Consider the following 20,118-nt stretch of genomic DNA (forward strand, 5'->3'; position numbering starts at 1 on the left):
CGCAGTCGTCTGCCGTCCGTTCCGTCCCGATTCCGCAGCCTTCATCGCGTCTCACCCCCGGGCTGCCCGCCACAGGGTCTCCTCGGACAGCGGCGCGTCGAGGTCGTCCACCCCGAACGGGGAGAGGGCGTCGATCGCCGCGTTGACGACGGCCGGCATCGCCGCGATCGTTCCGGCCTCGCCGACGCCTTTCGCGCCGAGCGGGTTGTTCGGCGAGGGCGTCTCCGTGCTCTCCCACTCGACCTCGGGAAGCTGCCAGGATTTGGGCATCGCGTAGTCCTGGAGCGAGCCGGTGGCGAGGTTCGCGTTCTCGTCGTAGCGGCCCTCCTCGTAGACGGCCTGGCCGATCCCCTGGGCGACGCCGCCTTTGATCTGGCCCTCGACCAGCTTCGGGTTGATCTGCGTGCCGACGTCGTCGACCGCCACGTAGCGCTCGAAGCCGAGCTCGCCCGTGTCGGGATCGACCTCGACGATCGCGACGTGGGTGCCGAACGGTGCCGTCGACCCCTCGGGCGTGAAGAAGGCCGTCTCCTCCATCCCCGCATCGACGCCCTCGGGGAGGTCGCCGGGGCTGTAGGCGGCCTCGGCGACCGCCTCGATCGTCACCGTCCGGTCGGGCACTCCGCGAACCCGGAACTCGCCGTCGTCGAACTCAATGTCCGCTTCACTGGCCTCCAACTGGTGGGCCGCGATCGTCCGCCCCTTCTCGACGAGCCGTCCGGCGGCCTCGCGCAGGGCGCCTCCGCCCATCGGGAGGCTCCGACTGCCGGCGGTGCCGCCACCTTCGGGGACGCGGTCGGTGTCGCCCTCGATCACTTCGACCGCGTCGTAGTCCACGCCGAGTTCGTCGGCGACGACCTGGGCGAAGCTGGTCGCGTGGCCCTGGCCCGTGTCCTGGGTACCAGTCCCGACGACGACCCCACCTTCGGGGTTCATCCGGACGAGCCCGCCTTCCATGTCGCCCGAGCTTCCGCCACAGACCTCGACGTACGACGAGAAGCCGATTCCGAGGTACTTCCCTTCCTCGCGGGCCGCCTCCTGGCGCTGCCGAAACCCGTCGTAACCCACGATCTCGAGGGCTCGATCGAGCGTCTTCTCGTAGTCACCGCTGTCGTAGCTCCGGCCGAGGGCGGTCTCGACCGGGAACTCCTCGGAGGGGATGAAGTTCCGTCGGCGGAACTCGGCGGGGTCGATCTCCAACTCCCGCGCACAGGCGCTCGCGAGTCGTTCGATTACGTAGGCCGCTTCCGGCCGGCCCGCGCCCCGGTAGGCCGAGATCGGTGCCGTGTTGGTGAACACCCCTCTGACGGAGACGTGGCCCGCGGGGACGTCGTACTGGCCACAGAGCATCGCGGCGGTGCCCCGTGGGATGCCGACGCCGCCGCCGGTGGCGTACCCCCCGAGGTCGGCGTCGATGTGGCCCCGGAGGCCCAGGATATCGCCCTCGGCCGAGAGCGCGGCCTCGATCTCGGTCTCCTGGTGGCGGGCGTGGACCATCGACTGGAAGTCGTCGGTCCGTCTGGCCTGCCACTTTACGGGGCGTTCCAGGGCCATCGCACACCACGCAGAGAGCAGGTGGCCCGAGTAGGGCTGGAGCTTCGCGCCGAAGCCGCCGCCGACGTCGGGCACCCGGACCGTCACGCGGTGTTCGGGAACGTCGAGAACCGAAGAGAGGCGGTCCTGGACCGAGTGGGGATTCTGGCTCGAGAGCTCGACGATCAGGGCGTCCTCGGACTTTCGGTACTGGGCGACTGCGGCCCGGGGTTCCATCGCCGTCGGGATCACGCGGTTGTTCGCGACGGTGAGCGCCACGGTATGGTCGGCGTCCGAAAAGGCCTCTTCGGTCGCTGCCTCGTCGCCCGTTGCGGACTCGAAGCAGACGTTGCCCTCGGCGGCGTCGTGGAGCCTCGGGGCGCCCTCCGCGAGCGCGTCCTCGAGTTCGGGGGCCGCCTCAAGGCGGTCGTACTCGACCTCGATCAGGTCCAGCGCCCGGAAGGCGTCGTAGCGGCCCTCGGCGACGACCGCGGCGACCGGCTGGCCCTGGTAGCGGACCCGTTCCCGGGCGAGCAGGGGGCGCTCGACGGCGACGCCGTTTTCGGGATCTGCGGCGGGCATCGTGCCCTCGATCCCCGACTCGAGGAGGTCGTCGTGGGTGTAGACCGCGAGGACGCCGTCGGCGTCCTCGGCGGCGCTCGTGTCGATCGCGCCGATCTCGGCGTGGCCGTACTGGCTGCCGAGAAGCGCCAGGTGGGCCATCCGGGGGTACTGGACGTCGTCGGTGTAACGGGCCTCGCCCGTCAGCAGGTGGGGGTCCTCGCGGCGCTTGACGGCGCTGCCGGCGAACTCGCCCGCGCGGACGTCCTCGGCCTCGACGGTCTCTACCGGCATCGCCACCTCCCCGGGGTCGTGAGTACCCGTGTCATCGTTCGTGTGGGATTCACACGGAGCCACATTAACGCATTCCTTCCGGAACCCCCCGAACCCATTACCGCCCCGTGCCAAGCGGAGCCATGGTCGATAGCACGGATCCCTCCGGGTTCGATCTCCTCTCGCGGACGGAAGCGGTCGATCGGCTCCTCGCCCTCCGCGCGGAGTGCCTCACCGAGCGGCCGGCGACGACGGCCCCCATAGACCGGATCGCCGGCCGGACGGTCGCCGAGTCGATCGACGCGTCCCGGGACCTGCCCGCCCGTTCGCAGGCGACGATGGACGGCTACGCTCTCGACACGGCCGCCGACTACCCCCTTACCGTCGTCGGCGAACGCTTCCCCGAGAGCGATTCGGGAGGGATCGAGAAGGGCGAGGCCGTCCGGATCGCGACCGGCGCGCCCCTGCCCGAGGGAACGGACGCCGTCCTGCGCCGGGAGCGGGCGGCCGTCGAGGACGGCCGGCTGACCGGTCCCTCCATAGAGCCGGGGACGAACGTCTACGAGCACGGCTCGAACGTCGCCGGGGGCGAGCGGATTTTCGAGAAGGGTGAACGCCTCGCGGCCCCCGACGCGATCCTCCTGCGGGACCTCGGGATCGAACCCGTTCCCGTCCACGAGCCGCTCTCGGTGGGCGTGCTCGCGACCGGCACGGAGATCCACGAGGGGCGCTCGCCCGACCGCGACTCGCCGACCCTCGCGGCCCTCGTCCGTGAATGGAGCCACGAGGCGACCCTCGAGGGCAGCGTCCCCGACGAACTCGGCCGCGTCCGCGAGCGGATCGCCGACCTCGCGGCGGTCCACGACGTCGTGCTCACCTCCGGCGGGACGAGCCTCGGCCGGAAGGACCACGCCGTTGCCGCCCTCCGGGAGTTGGGAGAGGTCGTCTTCCACGGTGTCGGGATCAGACCGGGCAAGCCGGTCGCGGTCGCCGACCTCGACGGCGCCGTCGCCCTCGCGGTCCCGGGAAAGCCGATCGCGGCCCTCACCGCCGCGCGGGCGGTTCTGGAACCGTTCTTCACGGGTCAGCGCAGGGAGCCGACCCTCGAAGCCACCCTGGCGCGGGACCTCGCGCTCGGCGGCGACCTCGAGTACTGGGTTCCGGTCTCGCTCTCGGCGGGCGAGGGGCTCCCGGAGGCGATGCCCTATGGCCACGCCGACTCGCCGCTCGCGCTCGCTTCCGATCGGTTTCCGGCGGGACGGGTCGCCTCGAGCACGCGCGCCGCGCGGGCCGACGGCGCGGCCGTTTTGGGGAGTGACGCCGAGGCCGGCGACCGCGTCGCCGTCCACCCATATCGATGAGCCTCCCGGTCGTCTCCCCGCCTGCGGAGGACGACCCTCCCGAGGACGACGACGGGCCGATCCCCGGCCTCGTCCTCGCGGCGGGCGAGGGGACCCGTTTCGGGCAGGAAAACAAGCTCCTCGCCCCCGTCGGTCGCAAGCCGGTCGTCGTCCGCGCGGTCCGGACAGTCCTCGACTCCCGTATCCGGCCCGTCACGGTCGTCGTCGGCCACGAGGCCGACCGGGTGCGAGAGGCGCTGTCCGACCTCCCGGTTCGAACGGTCGAGAACCCCCGTTATCGGGAGGGACAGGCGACCTCCGTCGAGGTCGGGATCGGCGCCCTTCCCGAGGACGCGCCGGCGGTCCTGATCGCGCTCGGCGACATGCCGTTCGTCGATCCGGGAACCGTTTCGGCCCTCCGTCGTGCCTATCGAGCCGGAGGCGGGACGGCGCTTGCGGCCGCGGCCGACGGGAGGCGGGGAAACCCCGTCCTCTTCGACCGGCAACACTTCGACGCGCTCGTGGGTCTCGAGGGCGACGTCGGCGGCCGCGGGGTCCTCCGGGAGGAGGGCGTTCTCGTCGAGACCGGCGACCCCGGGGTGATCCGGGACGTCGATCGGCCCGCCGACCTCCCTGATTGAGCCCCCCGAGAGCGCCGGTCGCGACGCTCGCCGGGGAGGAGCACGCGAAAAAGTCGGATTCGAGGGCCGCTTATCGTCGGAGCCGGACGCGGTCGTCCTCGTAGGAGTCCACGTGATCGCCGTGGAGTTCGTTCGAGTCATCGTCGTCGCCCCAGCCGACCAGGTCCTTGATCTTGTCCGTGAGGTCCGCGTCCTGGTCGCGATCGACGGTCGCGCGGCCGTCGTTTACGTCGCTGACGGTGCCGATGCGGTCGCCCTCGGCGGTGACGACGTCCTTGTTCCGATCGTCGTCCGTGAAGTCTCGTGCCATCGCATCCTTTTTAGATCGAAGATACAGAGGTGGTCGCTGCTTGTGTGGGCCGGCCCATCACGAGGGGGGAGGTGTCGGCGCCGCCAGAGGTGACGGCGACCGCAATCGTTACTTCGGCGCACGCGAAATCCCAGCCATGGTAGCCCGCGGACGCTACGGGAACCTCGATTATCCCTCCCTGACGAAAGCCGGCTTCCTGCTCGGCCTCGCCATGTTCCTCGTCGGGGTCGGCGGGGAGTACGTCGGATACGCCTACTTCGGCGGCCTCCCGGGGTGGGAGGAGACGCTATTGTACCTCCTTGCGGTGATCGGCCTTCTCGTCGGCTTTGTCTCCCCGTTCGTCTTCGGGGTCTTCCTCCCGCTGACGGAGTGACCGAGGGCCGAGCCGCGGTCGACGGCGGACGCGACCGACGGACGTGGTCGCCCATCGACGGTCGGCGTCTCGAGGCCCGCACCGATCCGGTGAGTATTCGACCCCGGCCGCCCTCGCGGACGTATGCGGATCGAACCCTTCGCCCTGGAGCGGTGGTTCGGGGAGCACGAACACGACGCCGAGATCATGCTCGCCGAGAGCGGGATCAGGAGCCTGGACGCGAGCCGGTTCGACACCGACCCCGGAGAACTGGGGTACGTGATCCCGACCGACGGCGACCCCGAACTCCGGGCGGCGATCGGGGAACGGTACGGTCGGAGCGAGGAGGAGGTGCTCTGTACCTGTGGCACCCAGGAGGCGAACTTCCTCGCGTTCCTCGCGCTCTGCTCGGAACCCGACGCTGAAGCGGATCCCTCGGCGTTCCGGGCGGGCGATTCCAACGGGGGAAACACGGTTTCCGGCCGGCGACACGGGCGAGAGCCCCACGCGGTGGTCGTGGTGCCGACCTACCAGGCGCTGTCGGCGGTTCCGGACGCCTTCGGATCGGTGACTGAAGTTCCACTCGAGGAGCCCGACTGGAGCCTCCCGGTCGAGGCGGTCGCCGACGCCGTTCGCCCCGAAACCCGCGCCATCGTGCTCGCGAACCCGAACAACCCCACCGGGAGATATCACCCCGAGGAGCGGGTGCGGGCACTGTACGATCTCGCGGCCGACAACGACGCCTACCTGTTCTGTGACGAGGTCTACCGGCTGCTCGCGGAGGACCCGTTCGACCCGGTCGCCGGCCTCGGCCCCCACGGGCTCTCGACGGCGAGTCTCACCAAGGCCCACGGGCTCGCCGGCCTCCGATTCGGCTGGCTGGTCGGCGACCGGGAGCTGATCGACCTCGCCAGACGCTGGAAGGACTACACCACCATCTCGCCGCCGCTGGTCGGCCAGCACGTCGCCCGGCAGGTCCTGACGGATCCCGACCGCGAGGCTGAGATCATAGCCGAGAACCGCCGGCTCGCGGGCGAGAACCGCGATCGGGTCCGCGCGTTCCTCGACGAGCACGGCCTCGAGTGGTACGACCCCGTCGGCGTCAACGGCTTCGTCAGCGTTCCGGAGGGGTTCGCGGACGCCCGGGAGTTCTGTCGGCAGGTGGTCGAATCGGAGAGCGTCGTGCTCGCGCCGGGCGAGTGCTTTGGCTACCCCGACCGGTTCCGGATCGGGTTCGGGCTCGAGCCCGCCGCGCTGACCGAAGGGTTGGAGCGACTCGAGCGGTTCCTCTCCGATCGAGCGGCGTCGACGGCCTGAACCGGCGAACCCCCCGCAGAACCGCGGGAGGGGCCGGAGAGCCGGGATCCGTTCCAAACCGTTTATACCGCTCGATTGAGTAACGCGGGTATGGCCAGACAGCAAAAGGAAGTCCGCGATCTCCAGGAGGGCGCGTATGTCATGATCGACGACACGCCCTGTGTGATCAACTCCTACTCCACCGCCAAACCGGGCAAACACGGCAGCGCGAAGGCCCGAGTCGAGGCCAAAGGCGTCTTCGACGGCAAGAAGCGGTCGCTCTCCCAGCCCGTCGACGCGAAGATCTGGGTCCCGATCATCGAGCGCAAACAGGGCCAGGTCGTCTCCGTCGACGGAAGCGACATGCAGCTGATGGACCTCGAAACGTACGAGACGATCACGATGCGGATCCCCGACGGCGAGGATCCGACCCCCGACGAGAACATCGAGTACCTCGAGCTCGACAACCAGCGAAAGATCGTATAGGAATGCAGCCGTTTCCGGGGGCCCGACCCGACCGCACCGGCGAGTCCGACGCCGCCTTTTCGGTCGTCGGCGCGCCCCTGGAGACGTCGACGACCTTCCAGCCGGGGGCACGCTTTGGCCCCCGCCGCGTCCGGCAGTTTTCCGAGACGTTCGACGACTACGACCGCCGGACCGGCCGGCGCTTCTCCGAACTCTCTGTCACCGACCGGGGCGACGTCCGCGCGTGGGACGACGCCGCGGAATCCCTCGAGTGGCTCGAGGGCGAACTCACAGACGTCGTCCGGAGTGGCGGACTCCCGCTTCTGATCGGCGGCGAACACACCGTCTCGCTCGCCGGCGCCCGTGCGACCGACCCCGACGTCTTCGTCGCCCTCGATGCCCATCTCGACCTCCGCGAGGCGTACGACGGCAACCCCCTCTCGCACGCCTGTGTCACCCGGCGGGTGATAGAGGAGGTCGCCGACGAAGCGGTCATCGTGGGCGCCCGGACGGGGAGCGAGGCCGAGTGGGAACGCGCCGAGGAGGGAGACGTGACCGTCGTCACCCCCGGCGAGGTGGCCGACTGGGAGCCCGACGTCGAGGGGAGCGTCTACCTGAGCGTCGATATCGACGCGGCCGACCCCGCTTTCGCCCCCGGAACGGGGACGATGGAGCCGTTCGGCCTCGAGCCGACGGCGATGCGGGACGCCGTTCGGGCGGTCGCTCCACGGGCGGTGGGCTTCGACGTCGTCGAGGTAAACGACCGCGACGACGGGCAAGCCGGTGCCCTCGCGGGAAAACTTCTGCGGGAGTTCGTCTTTGCGGCCGCCGCCCGGGAGTAATCCCTCAGAGCGGGACCGACGAATACTCGTGTCCCGACCGGGAACCACTCCCCATGAGTGGACTCGACGTCGAGCCGACCGACGAGCGGGAGTCGGCGGAGCCGGAGGACGGAGACAACACGATCGAGGTGACGCCGACGGACTCAATCGACCGGGAGACGATCGACGTCGAGCCCGCGGGAGAGCCCGTCGAGGGCCCGAGCTACGTCCTCTACGGCGGAAAAGGCGGCGTCGGGAAGACGACGATGGCGGCCGCGACGGCTCTGGACAGCGCCCGCGAGGGAACCGCGACGCTCGTCGTCTCGACCGACCCCGCCCACTCGCTTTCGGACACGTTCGAGACGGAGGTTCCCTCGAGCCCCGAGCGGATTCGCGAGGAGATCCCGCTGTGGGCCGCCGAGATCGACCCCGACGCCGCCTTGGAGGAGAGCCAGGCGGCCTTCGCCGCGGAGGGCGGCCTGGGCGGACTGGGCGACCTGCTGGGCGAGGAGGGGCCGATGGACGCCCTCTTCGGGGGGGCGATGCCCGGCGCCGACGAGGCCGCCGCGATGCAGCTCCTGCTCGAGTACATGGACGACCCTCGGTTCGATCGCGTCGTCGTCGATACGGCGCCGACGGGCCACACCCTCCGCCTGCTCGAGCTCCCCGAGATCATGGACACGATGATGGGCCGGATGATCACGTTCAGGGAGCGCCTTGGCGGGATGATCGACGGCGTCAAGGGGATGTTCGGCGGGGAGGCCGCCGAGGGCGAGGGCGCCGACATGGCCGAGATGCGCGAGGTCCGCGAGCGCATCGAGCGCCTGCGGGCGGTGCTCCAGGACCCCGAGCTGACGGACTTCCGGATCGTGATGATCCCCGAGGAGATGAGCGTCGTCGAGTCCAAACGGCTTCGCGAACAGCTCGACCGCTTCGAGATCGCCGTCGGCACCGTCGTCGTCAACCGGGTGATGGAGCCCTTAGCGGAGGTTACCGACGACGTCTCGGGAGAGTTCCTGAGCCCCGACCTGGAGGACTGCGAGTTCTGCAAGCGCCGGTGGGAGGTCCAGCAGGGTGCCCTGGAGGAAGCCCAGGAACTGTTCTACGGCACCGACGTTCGTCGGGTACCCCTCTTTGCGGAGGACGTCCGGGGCGAGACGATGCTTTCGGTCGTCGCGGCCTGTCTCCGATAGCCGTTCGCCCGGACCGCTACTGTAGCGTGGGGTACATTTTTATACATATGGTCTGACGGATTGATGTATGGACGGAACCCTCCGGCGAAAGGGTGTGGCCGGCACGATCGGTGACGGGATCGAGTGGCTCCGACGGAACCCGGTGTTGATCGTCCTCTTTTTCGGCTACGGGCTCCTCGAGCTCGTCGGGGAGTTTCTGGGTTTTCTCGGTGGCCTTGTCACCCTGCTCGGCTATCTCGTGTACCTCTACATCAACGGGCTCGTCCACGTGGTCGGACGCGACGAAGCGATGGGCGATCCCGTCGATCTCGGGCGTGCCTCGAGCGCCGTCCTCGGACAGTTCGTCTCGCTGATCGGGATCTTCATCGTGTACGTACTGGCGGTCGGCATCGGATTCGTCCTCCTGATCATCCCGGGACTCTACCTCGGCGTCCGGCTCTCGCTTGCCCTCCCGGCGTGCGTCATCGACGAGAAGGGCGTCACCGAGAGCCTCGAGACGAGCTGGTCGGTCGCCAAGGGGAACCTCCTCAAGCTGTTCGGCATTTTCCTCGTCTCGTTTCTCATCGTCGTCGGGACGGCGATCGCCACGCTATTGGTTACCGGATTCGGCGAGGGGTTCTACCTAGCGTTCCTCGTCGTCTCGGCGGTCCTGACCGCGGTCGTCACACCGATCGTGCAGTTCGCCTACGCCCGCATCTACCTCGAGAACCGATCCGGTTCGGGCGACGGAGAGGACGTCGACCACGTCGCCTGGTAGCGACTGCGTCTAGTGGAGATCGGTCTCGCGCTCGACCTCCGGATCCGGCTGCTCGGTCGGTTCTCGAGGGCCGAGCAGTTCCTCGCTGGCACACTCCAGACAGTAGTGGTTGTGTCCCTCCGATTCGGTGTAAAGCGGGACGCCGGCGACGGCGTACTCCTCCCGGTAGCGCCGCACCAGTCCCTCCCTGGCCGGCAAGTCACAGGCCGTACACCGGAATACCTCGTCTTCCTCCTCGCGGACGACCCGGCGATCGACCGTCCGGACGTGGCCGAATTCGGTCACCGAGTGGCGTCGACCGAGCCGGCGGCGGATGGCCGGCGTGACGGCGGCCCCGAACGAGAGGAAGAACGCGCCGAACATGAGGACGAACGCCGAGAATCCGATCGAACCAGCGGTGACGAGCTGGGCGACGGCGGCGCCCAGACACACAGCCCGGAGCCGATCAGCAGTACGCCGGCGATCGAATAGAGGACCTCCGAGACAGTGTCGGCGACCCCGACGGCGTCGCTTCGCTCTCCGCTCATCCTCCGGAGCTCCTCGACCCGGAAAAATAAATCGGTCGGTTGTCAGGATCGGCGGTCGGGACCGACGGTCAGACGAGCCGCTGGATGAAGCCGTAGGCGGCGTCCCGGAGGCGGTCGGGGAGGTATCGGGCATAGATGCCGTACTGGGCGACCGGGCCCACCGGATAGCGAGCGGGCGGCTCGGGGACCGTCGCCGCGGTGACGACCGCGCGGGCGACCTCGCCGGGATCGACCGCGAGGGGACCGTCGCCGCCGACCAGCGTCGCGTCCTGGTAGAGCTCCCGGATCGCCCCGTAGAGGTCCTCGTACGCCGGCGTTCCGTCGGCGCCGGGCAACTCCTCGCGAGCCCGATCGGTGAAGCTCGTATCGACGGGGCCCGGCTGGACGACGACGACGTCGATCCCGAACTCCCCGACTTCCGCGCGCAGGGAGTCGCTCATCGCCTCGACGGCGAACTTCGTCCCCGAGTAGGCGCCGGTTCCCGGGAGCGCGATCCGGCCGAGCACGCTCGAGAGGGTGATGATCCGGCCCGAGCCCTGGGCGCGCATGTGGGGGAGGGCGGCGCGGGTCAGGCGGTGGGGGCCGTAGACGTTGACGTCGAACTGGCGGTGGAGGTCGCCCATCGAGACGTCCTCGATCGGCCCCATCTGCGCGTAGCCGGCGTTGTTGACCAGACAGTCGATGGCGCCGCCGACCTCGACCGTGTACTCGACCGCGCGGGCCACCTGGTCGGGGTCGGTGACGTCGAGTTCGTGGACGTGACAGCCGGCCTCCGCGAGGTCGGCGACGTCGGCCTCCTCGCGGGCGGTCGCGACGACCTGCCAGTCGGCCTGGAGGAAGGCCAGCGCGGTCGCCCGGCCGATCCCCGACGAGCAGCCGGTGATAAGGACGCAGTCCTTGCGGGTGTACCCCTCCCCGGTCCGCTCGCCGTCCGTACTCTCGGCCCCGGCCCCGTCGGCGCCGGTCTCCTCGGTGTCCTCGGCGATGGCCATGGGCGAGTCGTTCGGGCGAGGGGACCTAAAGTACCGACGGTTTGGCTGCCGACCAGTGAGGGCCGGCGGCTACTCCACGTACTCCCCTTTGACGTCCTCGGCGTAGGCGTCGGCCAGCCGGACGGGTTCGGGGAGCTTGTAGCCCGAACAGAGTTCGAGGACCGCCCCAGCGGCCGTCTCCGAGCCGACCCGGTGACCGGAACTCACGTACAGCGGGTTGATGTGGCGGCCGGGCGAGTCGTACTGGCGGCTCTGGACGGCGTAGCCCAGGAGGGTTCCCTTGGGCGCGTCGACGTCGCCGTCGGCCTCGATGGCGACCCGGTCGCCCTCCGCCAATCCCTCGGTTTCCCCGCGGGGGGTGCCACAGAGGAGGCTCTTGGCAACCCCGACGCTCGGGAAGTCGGCGACGACGCCCATGTGGGTCGCGATCCCGGCCTGCCGGAAGTGGATCCGGCCGCTGCCGTCGAACAGCGCGAGGTCCGGTTCGACCGAGAGTTCCGAGAGCGCCGCGAGGATCGGCCCACCTTCTCGAAAGGAGAGGAGTCCGGGGATGTAGGGGATCTCGAGGGGCGTCACCGCCGACACTCGCTCGACGACCTCGCCCGCGCGGGTGGCGACGACGGCGCTTATCGCGCGGTCCTCGCGGTCGTCGTCGGTGAGCAGAAAGGACTGATCGACGCCGACGACCGTCGGGGGGTCCCCGCCGCCCGCGGTCGCGGCGAGCGGGTTCGAGAGCGCCGCCGGCTCGGCGGGATCGAACGCGAGGTCGCGATCGGCGAAGACGGCGACGTCGGCGATCTCCTCCTGGAGGGCCTCCATTTCGGCCTGCGAGAGCGAGGGATCGGGCGCGAGGTCGGGACGGGGCACCATCAGAACCGTCCGCGGCCGGGACCGCCAGGGCCGCCCGGCCCTCCAGGGCCACCGGGACCTCCTGGTCCACCGCCGCCGAGCTGGAACTGGTCGGGCGTCCGGATCGTCCGCGTGCGCTTGACGTACTCGCCGTAGGCCAGCCCCACCAGCAGGCCGACGAGGTGGGCGGCGTGGGCGATGTTGCCGCCCCCGCCGGTTCCGATGAAGAAGACCGAGAGCACCGCGGTCCCGATGGTGAGCAACCAGAGGGGGACGGGGAGGATGAAGTAGAGGTAGACCTTGAGATTGGGGTTCAGGACCGTGACCACGCCCATGATCGCGAGCGCGGCGCCGCTTGCACCCAGGACGCTCGCGGGCTCGCCCTGGGCGAGCGAGATGCCGACCTGCCCGAGGCCGGCGAGGACGCCGCTGACGACGAACAGGATCGCGAAGTTCCGCGACCCGACGTAGCGCTCGACGAGGGGTCCAAAGAAGAAGATCACGATGCTGTTGAAGACGATGTGAAAGAAGTTGATCGGGCTATGGGCGAAGACGCTTGTCACCCAGGTCCAGACGTAGCCAACGTTGTCTGTAGAGAGAGCAAAAATCGCCTGATGTGTCCCCGAGCCGGCAGCGAAGAGGACGACCAACTGGAGCCCGAACGTGATCCACATCAGCGCGAGGAAGGTGTAGGTCGCGTTCCCCCGGAAGTACCCCAGGGGTCCGCCGGGACCCGTATCGAAGGGGAGCTTCGCGGCCAGCGAGCCGTCGGAACCGCTTTCGCCGCCGGCGACGCCGTCGTCGAAGCCGCTATCGAAGACGCCGCCCGGGTCGTTCCAGTTCTCCAGGCCCGAGCAGTCGTGGTTCTCGGGGAGCCGGTGGTCCCCGCAATAGGTGCCGCCACAGTGCCGGCAGTTGTACGGCATGTTGATCTCCGTCCCGCACACGTCGCACGTGGCCATTGTCGGAGGGGAGGGGCGGGATCGCTATGGGGTTTGGGGTTTCCGCCCGCTTCCGGGAACTACCGGCCGGCCCCTCGCAACCGGTCACTGGTCGGGCAGGATCCGCTCGCCGACGTACTCGCGTTCCCAGGCCAGGCGCTCTTCCAGGGCCGCCTCGCCCTCCTCGCTGATCGCGTAGTAGTTCGTCCGGCGGTCGAGGGTCCCTTTCTCGACGAGCCCCCGATCGACCAGCGTGTCGAGGTTCGGGTAGAGCCGGCCGTGATTCACCTCGAGGTCAGCGTCGGCCTCGATGTGTTCTTTGATCGTCTGGCCCGAGGGCTGATCGAGTCCCGAGATGACGACGAGCAGGTCGCGCTGGAACCCCGTGAGGGTGAAAAGCGACATACCCCGCCCGACGACGGAAACCCCCATTGTAAACCGTTCCGTTTTCGCCCGTCCGGTCGGGTTTCCTGGGGTAGTCCCGCCCTTTCGTCGGCCGGCCCGAGAACGACCGGGACTACCCGCCCTCGCGGCGCACCGACTCGACGAACGCGAACCCGTCGTGCTCCTCACGGGCTATCTCCCGCCAGGCGTCGGGGTCGATCTCGGGGAAGTAGGTATCGCCTTCGACCTCGCCGTCGACCTCCGTCAGGACCAGCCGGTCCGTCGCCGGAAGGAGGGCCCCGTAGACCGACGCGCCGCCGGCGACGTACGCCCGCTCGACCCCGCGCTCGCGAGCGTCCCGTTCGGCGATGGAGAGTGCCTCCGCTACATCCCGCGCCCGCTCGACGCCCTCGAGGGTCTCGAGGGCGCCCGTCGTGAGCACGATCGAGGTGCGATCGGGCAGGGGCTCGCCGAGCCCTTCGAGGATCCCCTCGTAGGTCCGCCGGCCCATGATGACCGGATGGCCCGTCGTCTCGCGTTCGAAATGGGCCATGTCCTCGGGGAGATCCCAGGGAATCGCTCCCTCGCGGCCGATGACGCCGTTGTCCGCGACCGCCGCGATCGCGACCAGCTCGAGGTCGGTCTCGCTGCCCATCACTCCGCCACCGAAAACGAGAGCGGGCCGTGGGACTCGTACCCCGAGAGGGTGACGTCCTCGGGAGAGAGCTCCTCGAGCGAGGTCGTCGCGAGCTCCAGGGTCGGGCGTTCCTTCGGCTCCCGGGAGAGCTGGGTGAGGAGATTGGGAACGTGGTCCGACCCCTCGTCCTCGGGAGGTTCCACGGGGGCTTCGGACTCGAGCCACTCGCGGATCGCGAGGTAGTCCGCCGGCTCCGTGACGTCCCCGACGCGGGCGCGAAGCTCCGGGAGGTGTTCGGCGTACCACTCGCCCCGGTCGCCGCGGCCACAGTAGGCGTGGGCGTCGACGACGGTGTGCGCGAAGGTGCCGGGCTCGTAGCCGGTCCGTTCGGCGATCAGCCGAGCTAGGAGGGCGTAGGCAGCGACGTTGAAGGGGATTCCCAGTGCAACGTCGCCCGATCGCTGGGTGAGCTGGCAGTTGAGCCGGCCGCCGGCGACGTTGAAGACGAAGGTGTAGTGACAGGGCGGCAGCGTCGAGACCGCCGCGTTCGCGGGATGCCAGGCGTTGACGACGAGCCGGCGGGAGTTGGGAGACTCCTCGATCGTGTCGATTACGTACTGGAGCTGGTCGAACGTCTTCCGTCCGTCCGCCTCCTCGGTTACCCACCGGTGGTCGGCCTCGGCCCAAGCCTCCCCCGGGAGCTGCCCCTCCGCTTCGGGCACGGGAAACCGCCGCCAGAAGCGGCCGTAGGCGGTGTCTACTCGCCCCTCGTCGTCGGCCCAGGCGTCCCAGATTCCCGTCTCCTCGCGGAGCTCCCGGATGTGTTCCTCGCCGGAGAGATACCAGCAGAGTTCGTGGAGCATCGAGTTCCAGCGGTAGTCGTCCATCCGCTTGGTCGTAAGCAACGGATACCCCTCGGCGAGATCCACCTCGTAGTGGGCGCTGAACGCCGAGACCGTATCGACCCCCGTTCGATTCGGTTTGTAAACCCCCTCCGAGAGCACCGTCTCGACGAGATCCAGGTACTGACGCATTGTTCTCCCGTTGCTCGCGGGGTCACATATATCCCGACTTCTTCGTCTTCGCTACTCCTCGAGTACCTCCCGAACCCGCTCTGCTGTAAGGGACATATCAACGTGTGCCACACCCAGCGCGTCGGCGACCGCGCCGACGACCGTCGGCGGCGCGGCGATCGTTCCCGCCTCGCCGATCCCCTTCACGCCGAGGGGGTTGCGCGGGCTGGGCGTCACCGTCGTCTCGGTCTCGATGTCGGGGAGCTGTTCCGCTCGGGGAACCGGGTACTCCGCCATCGAGTCCGAGAGGAGCCGTCCCTCGTCGTCGTAGACGGCCTCCTCGTACATCGCCTGGCCGATCCCCTGGGCAACCCCGCCGTGAACCTGCCCCTCGACGATCGTGGGATTCACTTGCTCGCCGCAGTCGTCCACCGCGACGTAGCGCTCGATCTCGACGTCGCCCGTGGCGGGATCGACCGCGACGAGCGCCGCGTGGGTGCCGAAGGCGTAGGCCGTCCCGTCGGGCTCGTAGAAGGTGGTCGCCTCGAGTCCCGGCTCCAAATCCTCGGACAGCCCGCGGCCGTAGGCGGCGCCGGCGACCTCCTCGAAGGAGATCGCACGATCGGGTGCGCCCGCGACCCGGAACTCCCCCTCCTCGAGAGCGACGTCCTCGACGGCGGCTTCCAACCGATGGGCCGCGATCTCGCGGGCCTTCTCGCGGACCTCGCGGGCGCTCTCGACGACCGCGCTCCCGCCAGTGATCGTGCTTCGGGAGCCGAAGGTGCCGGTGCCCTTCGGGATCGCGTCGCTGTCGCCCTCCCGGACGTCGATCGCCTCCATGGGAACGCCGAGTTCGTCGGCGACCAGTTGGGCGTACGTCGTCTCGTGGCCCTGGCCGTGGGAGTGGGTGCCTGCCGCGACCGTCACCCCGCCGTCGGGGTGGACCCGGACGACGCCGCTCTCGAAGCCGCCGCCGGTCGATTCGGTGAAGCAGGCGATCCCGACCCCACGGAGCCGGCCGTCGTCGGGGTCGTCGCTCTCGACGGACTCCGCCGTTCCGTCTTCCGTCCGCTCGTCGTACCCGATCGCCTCGAGGGCCTTCTCGAGTGCGGGCTCGTAGTCGCCGCTGTCGTAGCTCGCGCCGACCGCCGTCTCGTAGGGGAACTCGTCGGGTGAAATCTGGTTTCTCCGGCGGAGTTCAGCACGGTCGATCCCGAGTTCGCGGGCGGCGACGTCGACGATCCGCTCGGTCACGTAGATGGCCTCCGGCCGCCCGGCGCCCCGATAGGAGTGAAGCGGCGCGGTGTTCGTAAAGACCGCGCGGGTCCGACAGCCGATCGCGGGGATCGCGTACTGGCTCGAGAGCAAGCCCCCGTACCAGCCGGGCATCGAGGCGCCGCCGCCGAGGCCGTAGCCGCCGACGTTGGCGGTCGTCTCGACAGCGAGTCCTCGAAAGGTGCCGTCGGCGTCTACTCCCAGGTGCGCCGTCGTCCGGTGGTCGCGGGCGTGGGCGCCCTCGAGGTAGTTCGCCGACCGGGTCGCCGTCCACCGGACCGACCGCTCTATGTTGCGGGCCGCCCAGGCGGCCATCGCCTCGCCGGGATGGTGGTGGCCCTTGTGGCCGAAGCCGCCGCCGACGCGGGGGGCGATCACCCGGATCGCGCTCTCGGGAAGCCCCAGGGTCGAAGCGAGCTTTCCGCGGTGGCCGTGGGGGGACTGACTCGTCATCGTCACCGTCAGCCGGTCGTCGGCGGCGTCGTACTCCGCGACGGCCGCCCGGGGCTCGATCGCCGAGGAGATCAGCCGGTTGTTCTCGAGATCGATGGAGACGACTCGATCTGCGTCCTCGATCGCGGCCTCCGCCTTCGAGAGATCGCCCTGCTCGGTCGTCGCGGCGACGTTATCGGGAGCGCTCTCGAACAGCGTCGGCGCCCCCTCCTCGCGTGCGGCCTCCGGGTCGGTGACGACCTCGCGGGAGTCGTAGTTCACGGAGACGGCTTCGACGCCGTCCCGAGCGCGGTAGCCGTCCTCGGCGACGACGGCGGCGACCGGCTGGCCGTGGTAGCGCACCCGGTCGCGAGCGAGCACCGGGTGGCCCGGCGGCTCGCAGTCGAGCGATCCGGTCGAGATCGGGAGGACGCAGGGCGAGGGGGAGTCGGCGAGATCCGGCCAGGTGTAGACGGCCTCGACGCCCTCGAGTTTCTCCGCCGCCCGGGTATCGATCGACTCGATGTCAGCGTGGGCCCGCTCGCTCCGGACGAAGGTGAGGTGGGCCGCATCGGGAGGAACGAGGTCGTCGGTGTACGTCGCGCGCCCCGTCAGAAGTGCCTCGTCCTCCCGGCGGGGGACCGGACTCCCGGTCAGGTCGTCGCTCTCCTCGCTCATCGGGACTCACCTCCCTCGGCGCTGCCGGTGCCGTCGATCGCGTTCTCGATGGCTCGCTCGACGTACGCCGGGAGCAACTCCCGTCTGTGAGAGGCTGAGGCGTGGCGGTCGCCGTACGGGAGTTCGTCGTCCACTTCGTCGCCCGCTCGATCGAGAGCGTTACCGATTTCGGTCGGGAACCCGTTCCCGGCGAGGTCCGCCACCGGAGTTCCCTCTATCGTTTTCTCGACGCCCGCGAGCCGGATCGCGCGCTCGACGGCGCCGCCGGCCGCCACCCGCGCGCCCGCCACCGCTTCCGACTCGACGTCGAAAACGACCGCCGCCGAGACCATCGCGTACCCCGAGGCTGGGTGGGTCCGCCGGGCGTAACCCCCCGCGTCGTGGGCCGGGAGGACGAGTTCGGTGACGAGTTCCTCGCTCTCGAGGGCGGTCCGGTTTTCTCCCTCGAAGAGATCGTCAGCGGGAATCGTCCGCTCGCCGTCGGGTCCCGCCACGTGGACCGTCGCGTCGGCCGCGAGTGCGGCGGGCGGGAGGTCGCCTTCCGGGTCGGCCTGTGCGAGGTTTCCCCCGACAGTGCCCCGATTTCGGACCTGCGGATCGCCGACGTGCTCGGCGGCCGCCGCGAACACGGGGATCGCCTCGCGGACCCCCGCCGAATCCACGCACTCGGCGTAGGTCGTCGTCGCGCCGATCCGAACCCCTTCACTCCCCGCGTCGATCCCCGAGAGCGACTCGAGCCGGCCGACGTCGATCAGCCGTCCCGGATCGGTTTGGCGGGCCTTCAACTCGGTGAGCAGGCTCTGGCCGCCCGAGAGGACGCGGCCACCTCCCGAGAGCAGGTCGATCGCCTCGCTGACGTCGCCCGGCCGATAATAGTCGAACTCGGGGGGATACATCAGTCGGCCCCCTCGCCAGCGCTCGAATCCATGGCGAGCGACTCGATGGCATCCACGATGTTGTGGTAGCCGGTACACCGACACCGGTTGCCCTTCAGCGACTCCCGGATCGACTCCCTGGAGGGGTCGGGATCGTTTTCGAGGAGGTCGGCGGTCGCCATCACCATCCCGGGGGTACAGTAGCCACACTGGAGGGCGTGAGCCTCGTGGAACGTCTCCTGGATCGGGTGGAGGACGTCCCCACCGCCGTCGCCCTCGCCGGCGAGCCCCTCGACCGTTCGAATCTCTCGTCCCTCCTCCTGGACCGCGAGGCGGGTACAGGCATTGACGGCCTCGCCCTCGACGTGGACGGTACAGGCCCCACAGGACCCCGTTTCACAGCCGACCTTCGGGCCCGTATAGCCCAGGTCCCGGAGGGCGTGGACCAGTAGCGTTCGGGACTCGACGGTCGCCGTCTCCCACTCGCCGTTGATAGTCAGCGTGATGTCGTGTGTCGTCATGACTCGTTGGAGTGGGCCACACGACCGACGCCCATTACGGTGCTGGTCGGAGAACCACGATCGTGCACAAGCTCGAAGAAAAGAAGGGCAACGCTTACACTACCGTGCGTACCGCCATCGATCATGGACGAGACCGTACTGGTGGTCGGCGGCGGCGGGCGCGAACACGCCATCGCCCGCGCGCTCGCTTCGTCGGACGCCGAACTCTACGCCTGTAGCGAAAACCGGAATCCGGGGATCGACGCGCTCGTCGAGGGGTTTCGAAGCGTGGAGACGACCGATCCCGAGGCGGTCGTTTCCTACGCCGAAGCAGTGGGTGCGACGCTGGCGGTCGTCGGTCCCGAGGCGCCGCTGGCGGCAGGGGTCGTCGATGCCCTGGACGACGCGGGGATCTACGCGTTCGGACCCCGACAGGCGGAAGCCCGCATCGAGACAGACAAGGCCTTCCAGCGGCGGTTCATGGCAGAAAACGACGTTCCAGGGTGTCCGGAGTTCGAGACGTTCGACGACCCCGAGGCGGCCTGCGACTACATCGACGACAGCGAGGAGGACCTCGTCATCAAGCCCGCGGGGCTCACCGGCGGGAAGGGCGTGAAGGTGATCGGCGATCAGGTCACTCCCGAAGAGGGGAAAACGTACATCCGGGAATCGGGCTACGACCGAATCGTCCTAGAAGAGCGCCTGATCGGCGAGGAGTTCACCGTCCAGGCGATCGTCGCCGACGGCAGCGTCGAGACCGCGCCCGCGGTCCAGGACCACAAACGCGCCTACGAGGGCGACGAGGGGCCCAACACTGGCGGGATGGGCAGCTACACTGCCCCCACCTATGAGCTCCCGTTCATGACCGAGGAGGAGTACGCCGACGCCGTCGGCATCGTCGAGTCGACCGTCGACGCCCTCGAGGGCTACAAGGGGATCCTCTACGGCCAGTTCATGCTCACCACGGAGGGCCCGAAGGTCGTGGAGTTCAACGCCCGCTTCGGCGACCCCGAGGCGATGAACACCCTTCCCGTCCTCGAAACCGACTTCCTCGACGTCCTCGTCGCGGCCCGCGAGGGCGCGCCCGTCCCCGAACTCGAGTTCGCAGAGCGAGCCACCGTCTGTAAGTACGCCGTTCCCGCGGGCTACCCCGACGATCCCGAAGCAGGTGCCGAGGTAACGGTAGACGAGGAGAGCGTCGCGGAACTCGCGGACGATAGCGGAGAGGCCCTGCTCTACTACGCCAGCGTCGATGCCCGCGACGACGGCGTCTTCACGACGACCTCCCGCTCGTTTGCGGTCGTCGGCATCGCCGATTCGATCGCCGATGCGGAGGAAATCGCCGAAGAGGCCCTCGCGCTCGCCGGCGAGGAGGGCCTGCGCTCGCGCCACGACATCGGGAAAGCAGATCTCGTCCAGTCCCGGATCGACCACATGGCGGAGTTGCGCGGGAACTGACCACCGCACTCGGGC

21 protein-coding genes are annotated in these 20,118 nt (G+C 69.3%); 9 read left to right on the forward strand and 12 right to left on the reverse strand.

Annotated elements, in window-relative coordinates:
- Window positions 1–51: 51 nt before the first annotated feature.
- Window positions 52–2,388: a xanthine dehydrogenase family protein molybdopterin-binding subunit gene (locus DVH23_RS00355; protein ID WP_114575875.1), complete on the reverse strand. Its 2,337-nt coding sequence runs from the start codon at window positions 2,386–2,388 to the stop codon at window positions 52–54.
- Window positions 2,389–2,510: 122 nt separating this feature from the next.
- Between DVH23_RS00355 and DVH23_RS00360 the strand changes: the two genes are divergently transcribed.
- Entirely contained in the window at window positions 2,511–3,728 is a 1,218-nt protein-coding gene (locus DVH23_RS00360; protein WP_114575450.1) for a molybdopterin molybdotransferase MoeA, read from the forward strand.
- Complete coding sequence (locus DVH23_RS00365) at window positions 3,725–4,348, forward strand: NTP transferase domain-containing protein (protein ID WP_114575451.1); 624 nt, start codon at window positions 3,725–3,727, stop codon at window positions 4,346–4,348. Before DVH23_RS00360 ends, DVH23_RS00365 begins: the two co-directional genes overlap by 4 nt.
- 70 nt (window positions 4,349–4,418) lie before the next feature.
- Here the strand turns inward: DVH23_RS00365 and DVH23_RS00370 are convergent, their stop codons facing one another.
- Entirely contained in the window at window positions 4,419–4,658 is a 240-nt protein-coding gene (locus DVH23_RS00370; protein ID WP_114575452.1) for a hypothetical protein, read from the reverse strand.
- 136 nt (window positions 4,659–4,794) lie between these two features.
- On the opposite strand from DVH23_RS00370, the gene DVH23_RS00375 reads away from it, so the two are divergent.
- The 6 genes from DVH23_RS00375 (at window position 4,795) to DVH23_RS00400 (ending at window position 9,542) form a co-directional block, all read left to right on the forward strand.
- Window positions 4,795–5,031, forward strand: coding sequence for a hypothetical protein (locus DVH23_RS00375; protein WP_114575453.1), 237 nt, complete (start codon window positions 4,795–4,797; stop codon window positions 5,029–5,031).
- 123 nt (window positions 5,032–5,154) lie between these two features.
- The gene (locus DVH23_RS00380) at window positions 5,155–6,327 is read left to right on the forward strand and encodes an aminotransferase class I/II-fold pyridoxal phosphate-dependent enzyme (RefSeq protein WP_114575454.1); all 1,173 of its coding nucleotides are present in this window, start codon (window positions 5,155–5,157) and stop codon (window positions 6,325–6,327) included.
- 90 nt (window positions 6,328–6,417) lie between these two features.
- Window positions 6,418–6,792, forward strand: coding sequence for a translation initiation factor IF-5A (locus DVH23_RS00385; protein WP_114575455.1), 375 nt, complete (start codon window positions 6,418–6,420; stop codon window positions 6,790–6,792).
- A gap of 2 nt (window positions 6,793–6,794) precedes the next feature.
- Complete coding sequence (gene speB, locus DVH23_RS00390) at window positions 6,795–7,613, forward strand: agmatinase (RefSeq protein ID WP_114575456.1); 819 nt, start codon at window positions 6,795–6,797, stop codon at window positions 7,611–7,613.
- Window positions 7,614–7,666: 53 nt separating this feature from the next.
- Window positions 7,667–8,785, forward strand: a complete 1,119-nt coding sequence (locus DVH23_RS00395; protein WP_114575457.1) for an ArsA family ATPase — start codon at window positions 7,667–7,669, stop codon at window positions 8,783–8,785.
- 67 nt (window positions 8,786–8,852) lie between these two features.
- On the forward strand, window positions 8,853–9,542 hold the full coding sequence (locus DVH23_RS00400) for a glycerophosphoryl diester phosphodiesterase membrane domain-containing protein (RefSeq protein WP_114575458.1): 690 nt from the start codon (window positions 8,853–8,855) through the stop codon (window positions 9,540–9,542).
- 9 nt (window positions 9,543–9,551) lie between these two features.
- Here the strand turns inward: DVH23_RS00400 and DVH23_RS00405 are convergent, their stop codons facing one another.
- From DVH23_RS00405 to DVH23_RS00450, 10 genes are all read right to left on the reverse strand, one after another.
- Window positions 9,552–9,974, reverse strand: a complete 423-nt coding sequence (locus DVH23_RS00405) for a hypothetical protein (RefSeq protein WP_114575459.1) — start codon at window positions 9,972–9,974, stop codon at window positions 9,552–9,554.
- 163 nt (window positions 9,975–10,137) lie between these two features.
- Window positions 10,138–11,061 carry an SDR family oxidoreductase gene (locus DVH23_RS00410; RefSeq protein WP_114575460.1) on the reverse strand — a complete coding sequence of 308 codons (924 nt, stop codon included), beginning with the start codon at window positions 11,059–11,061 and terminating at the stop codon, window positions 10,138–10,140.
- Window positions 11,062–11,130: 69 nt separating this feature from the next.
- Complete coding sequence (locus DVH23_RS00415; protein ID WP_232833678.1) at window positions 11,131–11,931, reverse strand: endonuclease V; 801 nt, start codon at window positions 11,929–11,931, stop codon at window positions 11,131–11,133.
- The gene (locus DVH23_RS00420) at window positions 11,931–12,872 is read right to left on the reverse strand and encodes a rhomboid family intramembrane serine protease (protein WP_114575462.1); all 942 of its coding nucleotides are present in this window, start codon (window positions 12,870–12,872) and stop codon (window positions 11,931–11,933) included. Before DVH23_RS00420 ends, DVH23_RS00415 begins: the two co-directional genes overlap by 1 nt.
- An 84-nt stretch (window positions 12,873–12,956) precedes the next feature.
- Complete coding sequence (locus tag DVH23_RS00425) at window positions 12,957–13,256, reverse strand: PadR family transcriptional regulator (RefSeq protein WP_114575463.1); 300 nt, start codon at window positions 13,254–13,256, stop codon at window positions 12,957–12,959.
- Between the two features lie 112 nt (window positions 13,257–13,368).
- A complete protein-coding gene (locus tag DVH23_RS00430) occupies window positions 13,369–13,890 on the reverse strand; it encodes a dihydrofolate reductase (protein ID WP_114575464.1) in 522 nt (173 codons plus the stop codon).
- A complete protein-coding gene (gene thyA / locus DVH23_RS00435; RefSeq protein ID WP_114575465.1) occupies window positions 13,890–14,906 on the reverse strand; it encodes a thymidylate synthase in 1,017 nt (338 codons plus the stop codon). The genes DVH23_RS00430 and thyA overlap by 1 nt, the downstream gene beginning before the upstream one ends.
- Before the next feature lie 51 nt (window positions 14,907–14,957).
- Window positions 14,958–17,270, reverse strand: coding sequence for a xanthine dehydrogenase family protein molybdopterin-binding subunit (locus DVH23_RS00440; protein ID WP_114575466.1), 2,313 nt, complete (start codon window positions 17,268–17,270; stop codon window positions 14,958–14,960).
- Complete coding sequence (locus DVH23_RS00445; protein WP_114575467.1) at window positions 17,267–18,166, reverse strand: xanthine dehydrogenase family protein subunit M; 900 nt, start codon at window positions 18,164–18,166, stop codon at window positions 17,267–17,269. The genes DVH23_RS00440 and DVH23_RS00445 overlap by 4 nt, the downstream gene beginning before the upstream one ends.
- The gene (locus tag DVH23_RS00450) at window positions 18,166–18,666 is read right to left on the reverse strand and encodes a (2Fe-2S)-binding protein (protein ID WP_114575468.1); all 501 of its coding nucleotides are present in this window, start codon (window positions 18,664–18,666) and stop codon (window positions 18,166–18,168) included. Before DVH23_RS00450 ends, DVH23_RS00445 begins: the two co-directional genes overlap by 1 nt.
- Window positions 18,667–18,789: 123 nt before the next feature.
- On the opposite strand from DVH23_RS00450, the gene purD reads away from it, so the two are divergent.
- A complete protein-coding gene (gene purD / locus DVH23_RS00455) occupies window positions 18,790–20,103 on the forward strand; it encodes a phosphoribosylamine--glycine ligase (protein ID WP_114575469.1) in 1,314 nt (437 codons plus the stop codon).
- Window positions 20,104–20,118: the final 15 nt, after the last annotated feature.

It is taken from the genome of Saliphagus sp. LR7, from assembly GCF_003344565.1.
GTDB classification, from domain to species: Archaea; Halobacteriota; Halobacteria; order Halobacteriales; family Natrialbaceae; genus Saliphagus; species Saliphagus infecundisoli.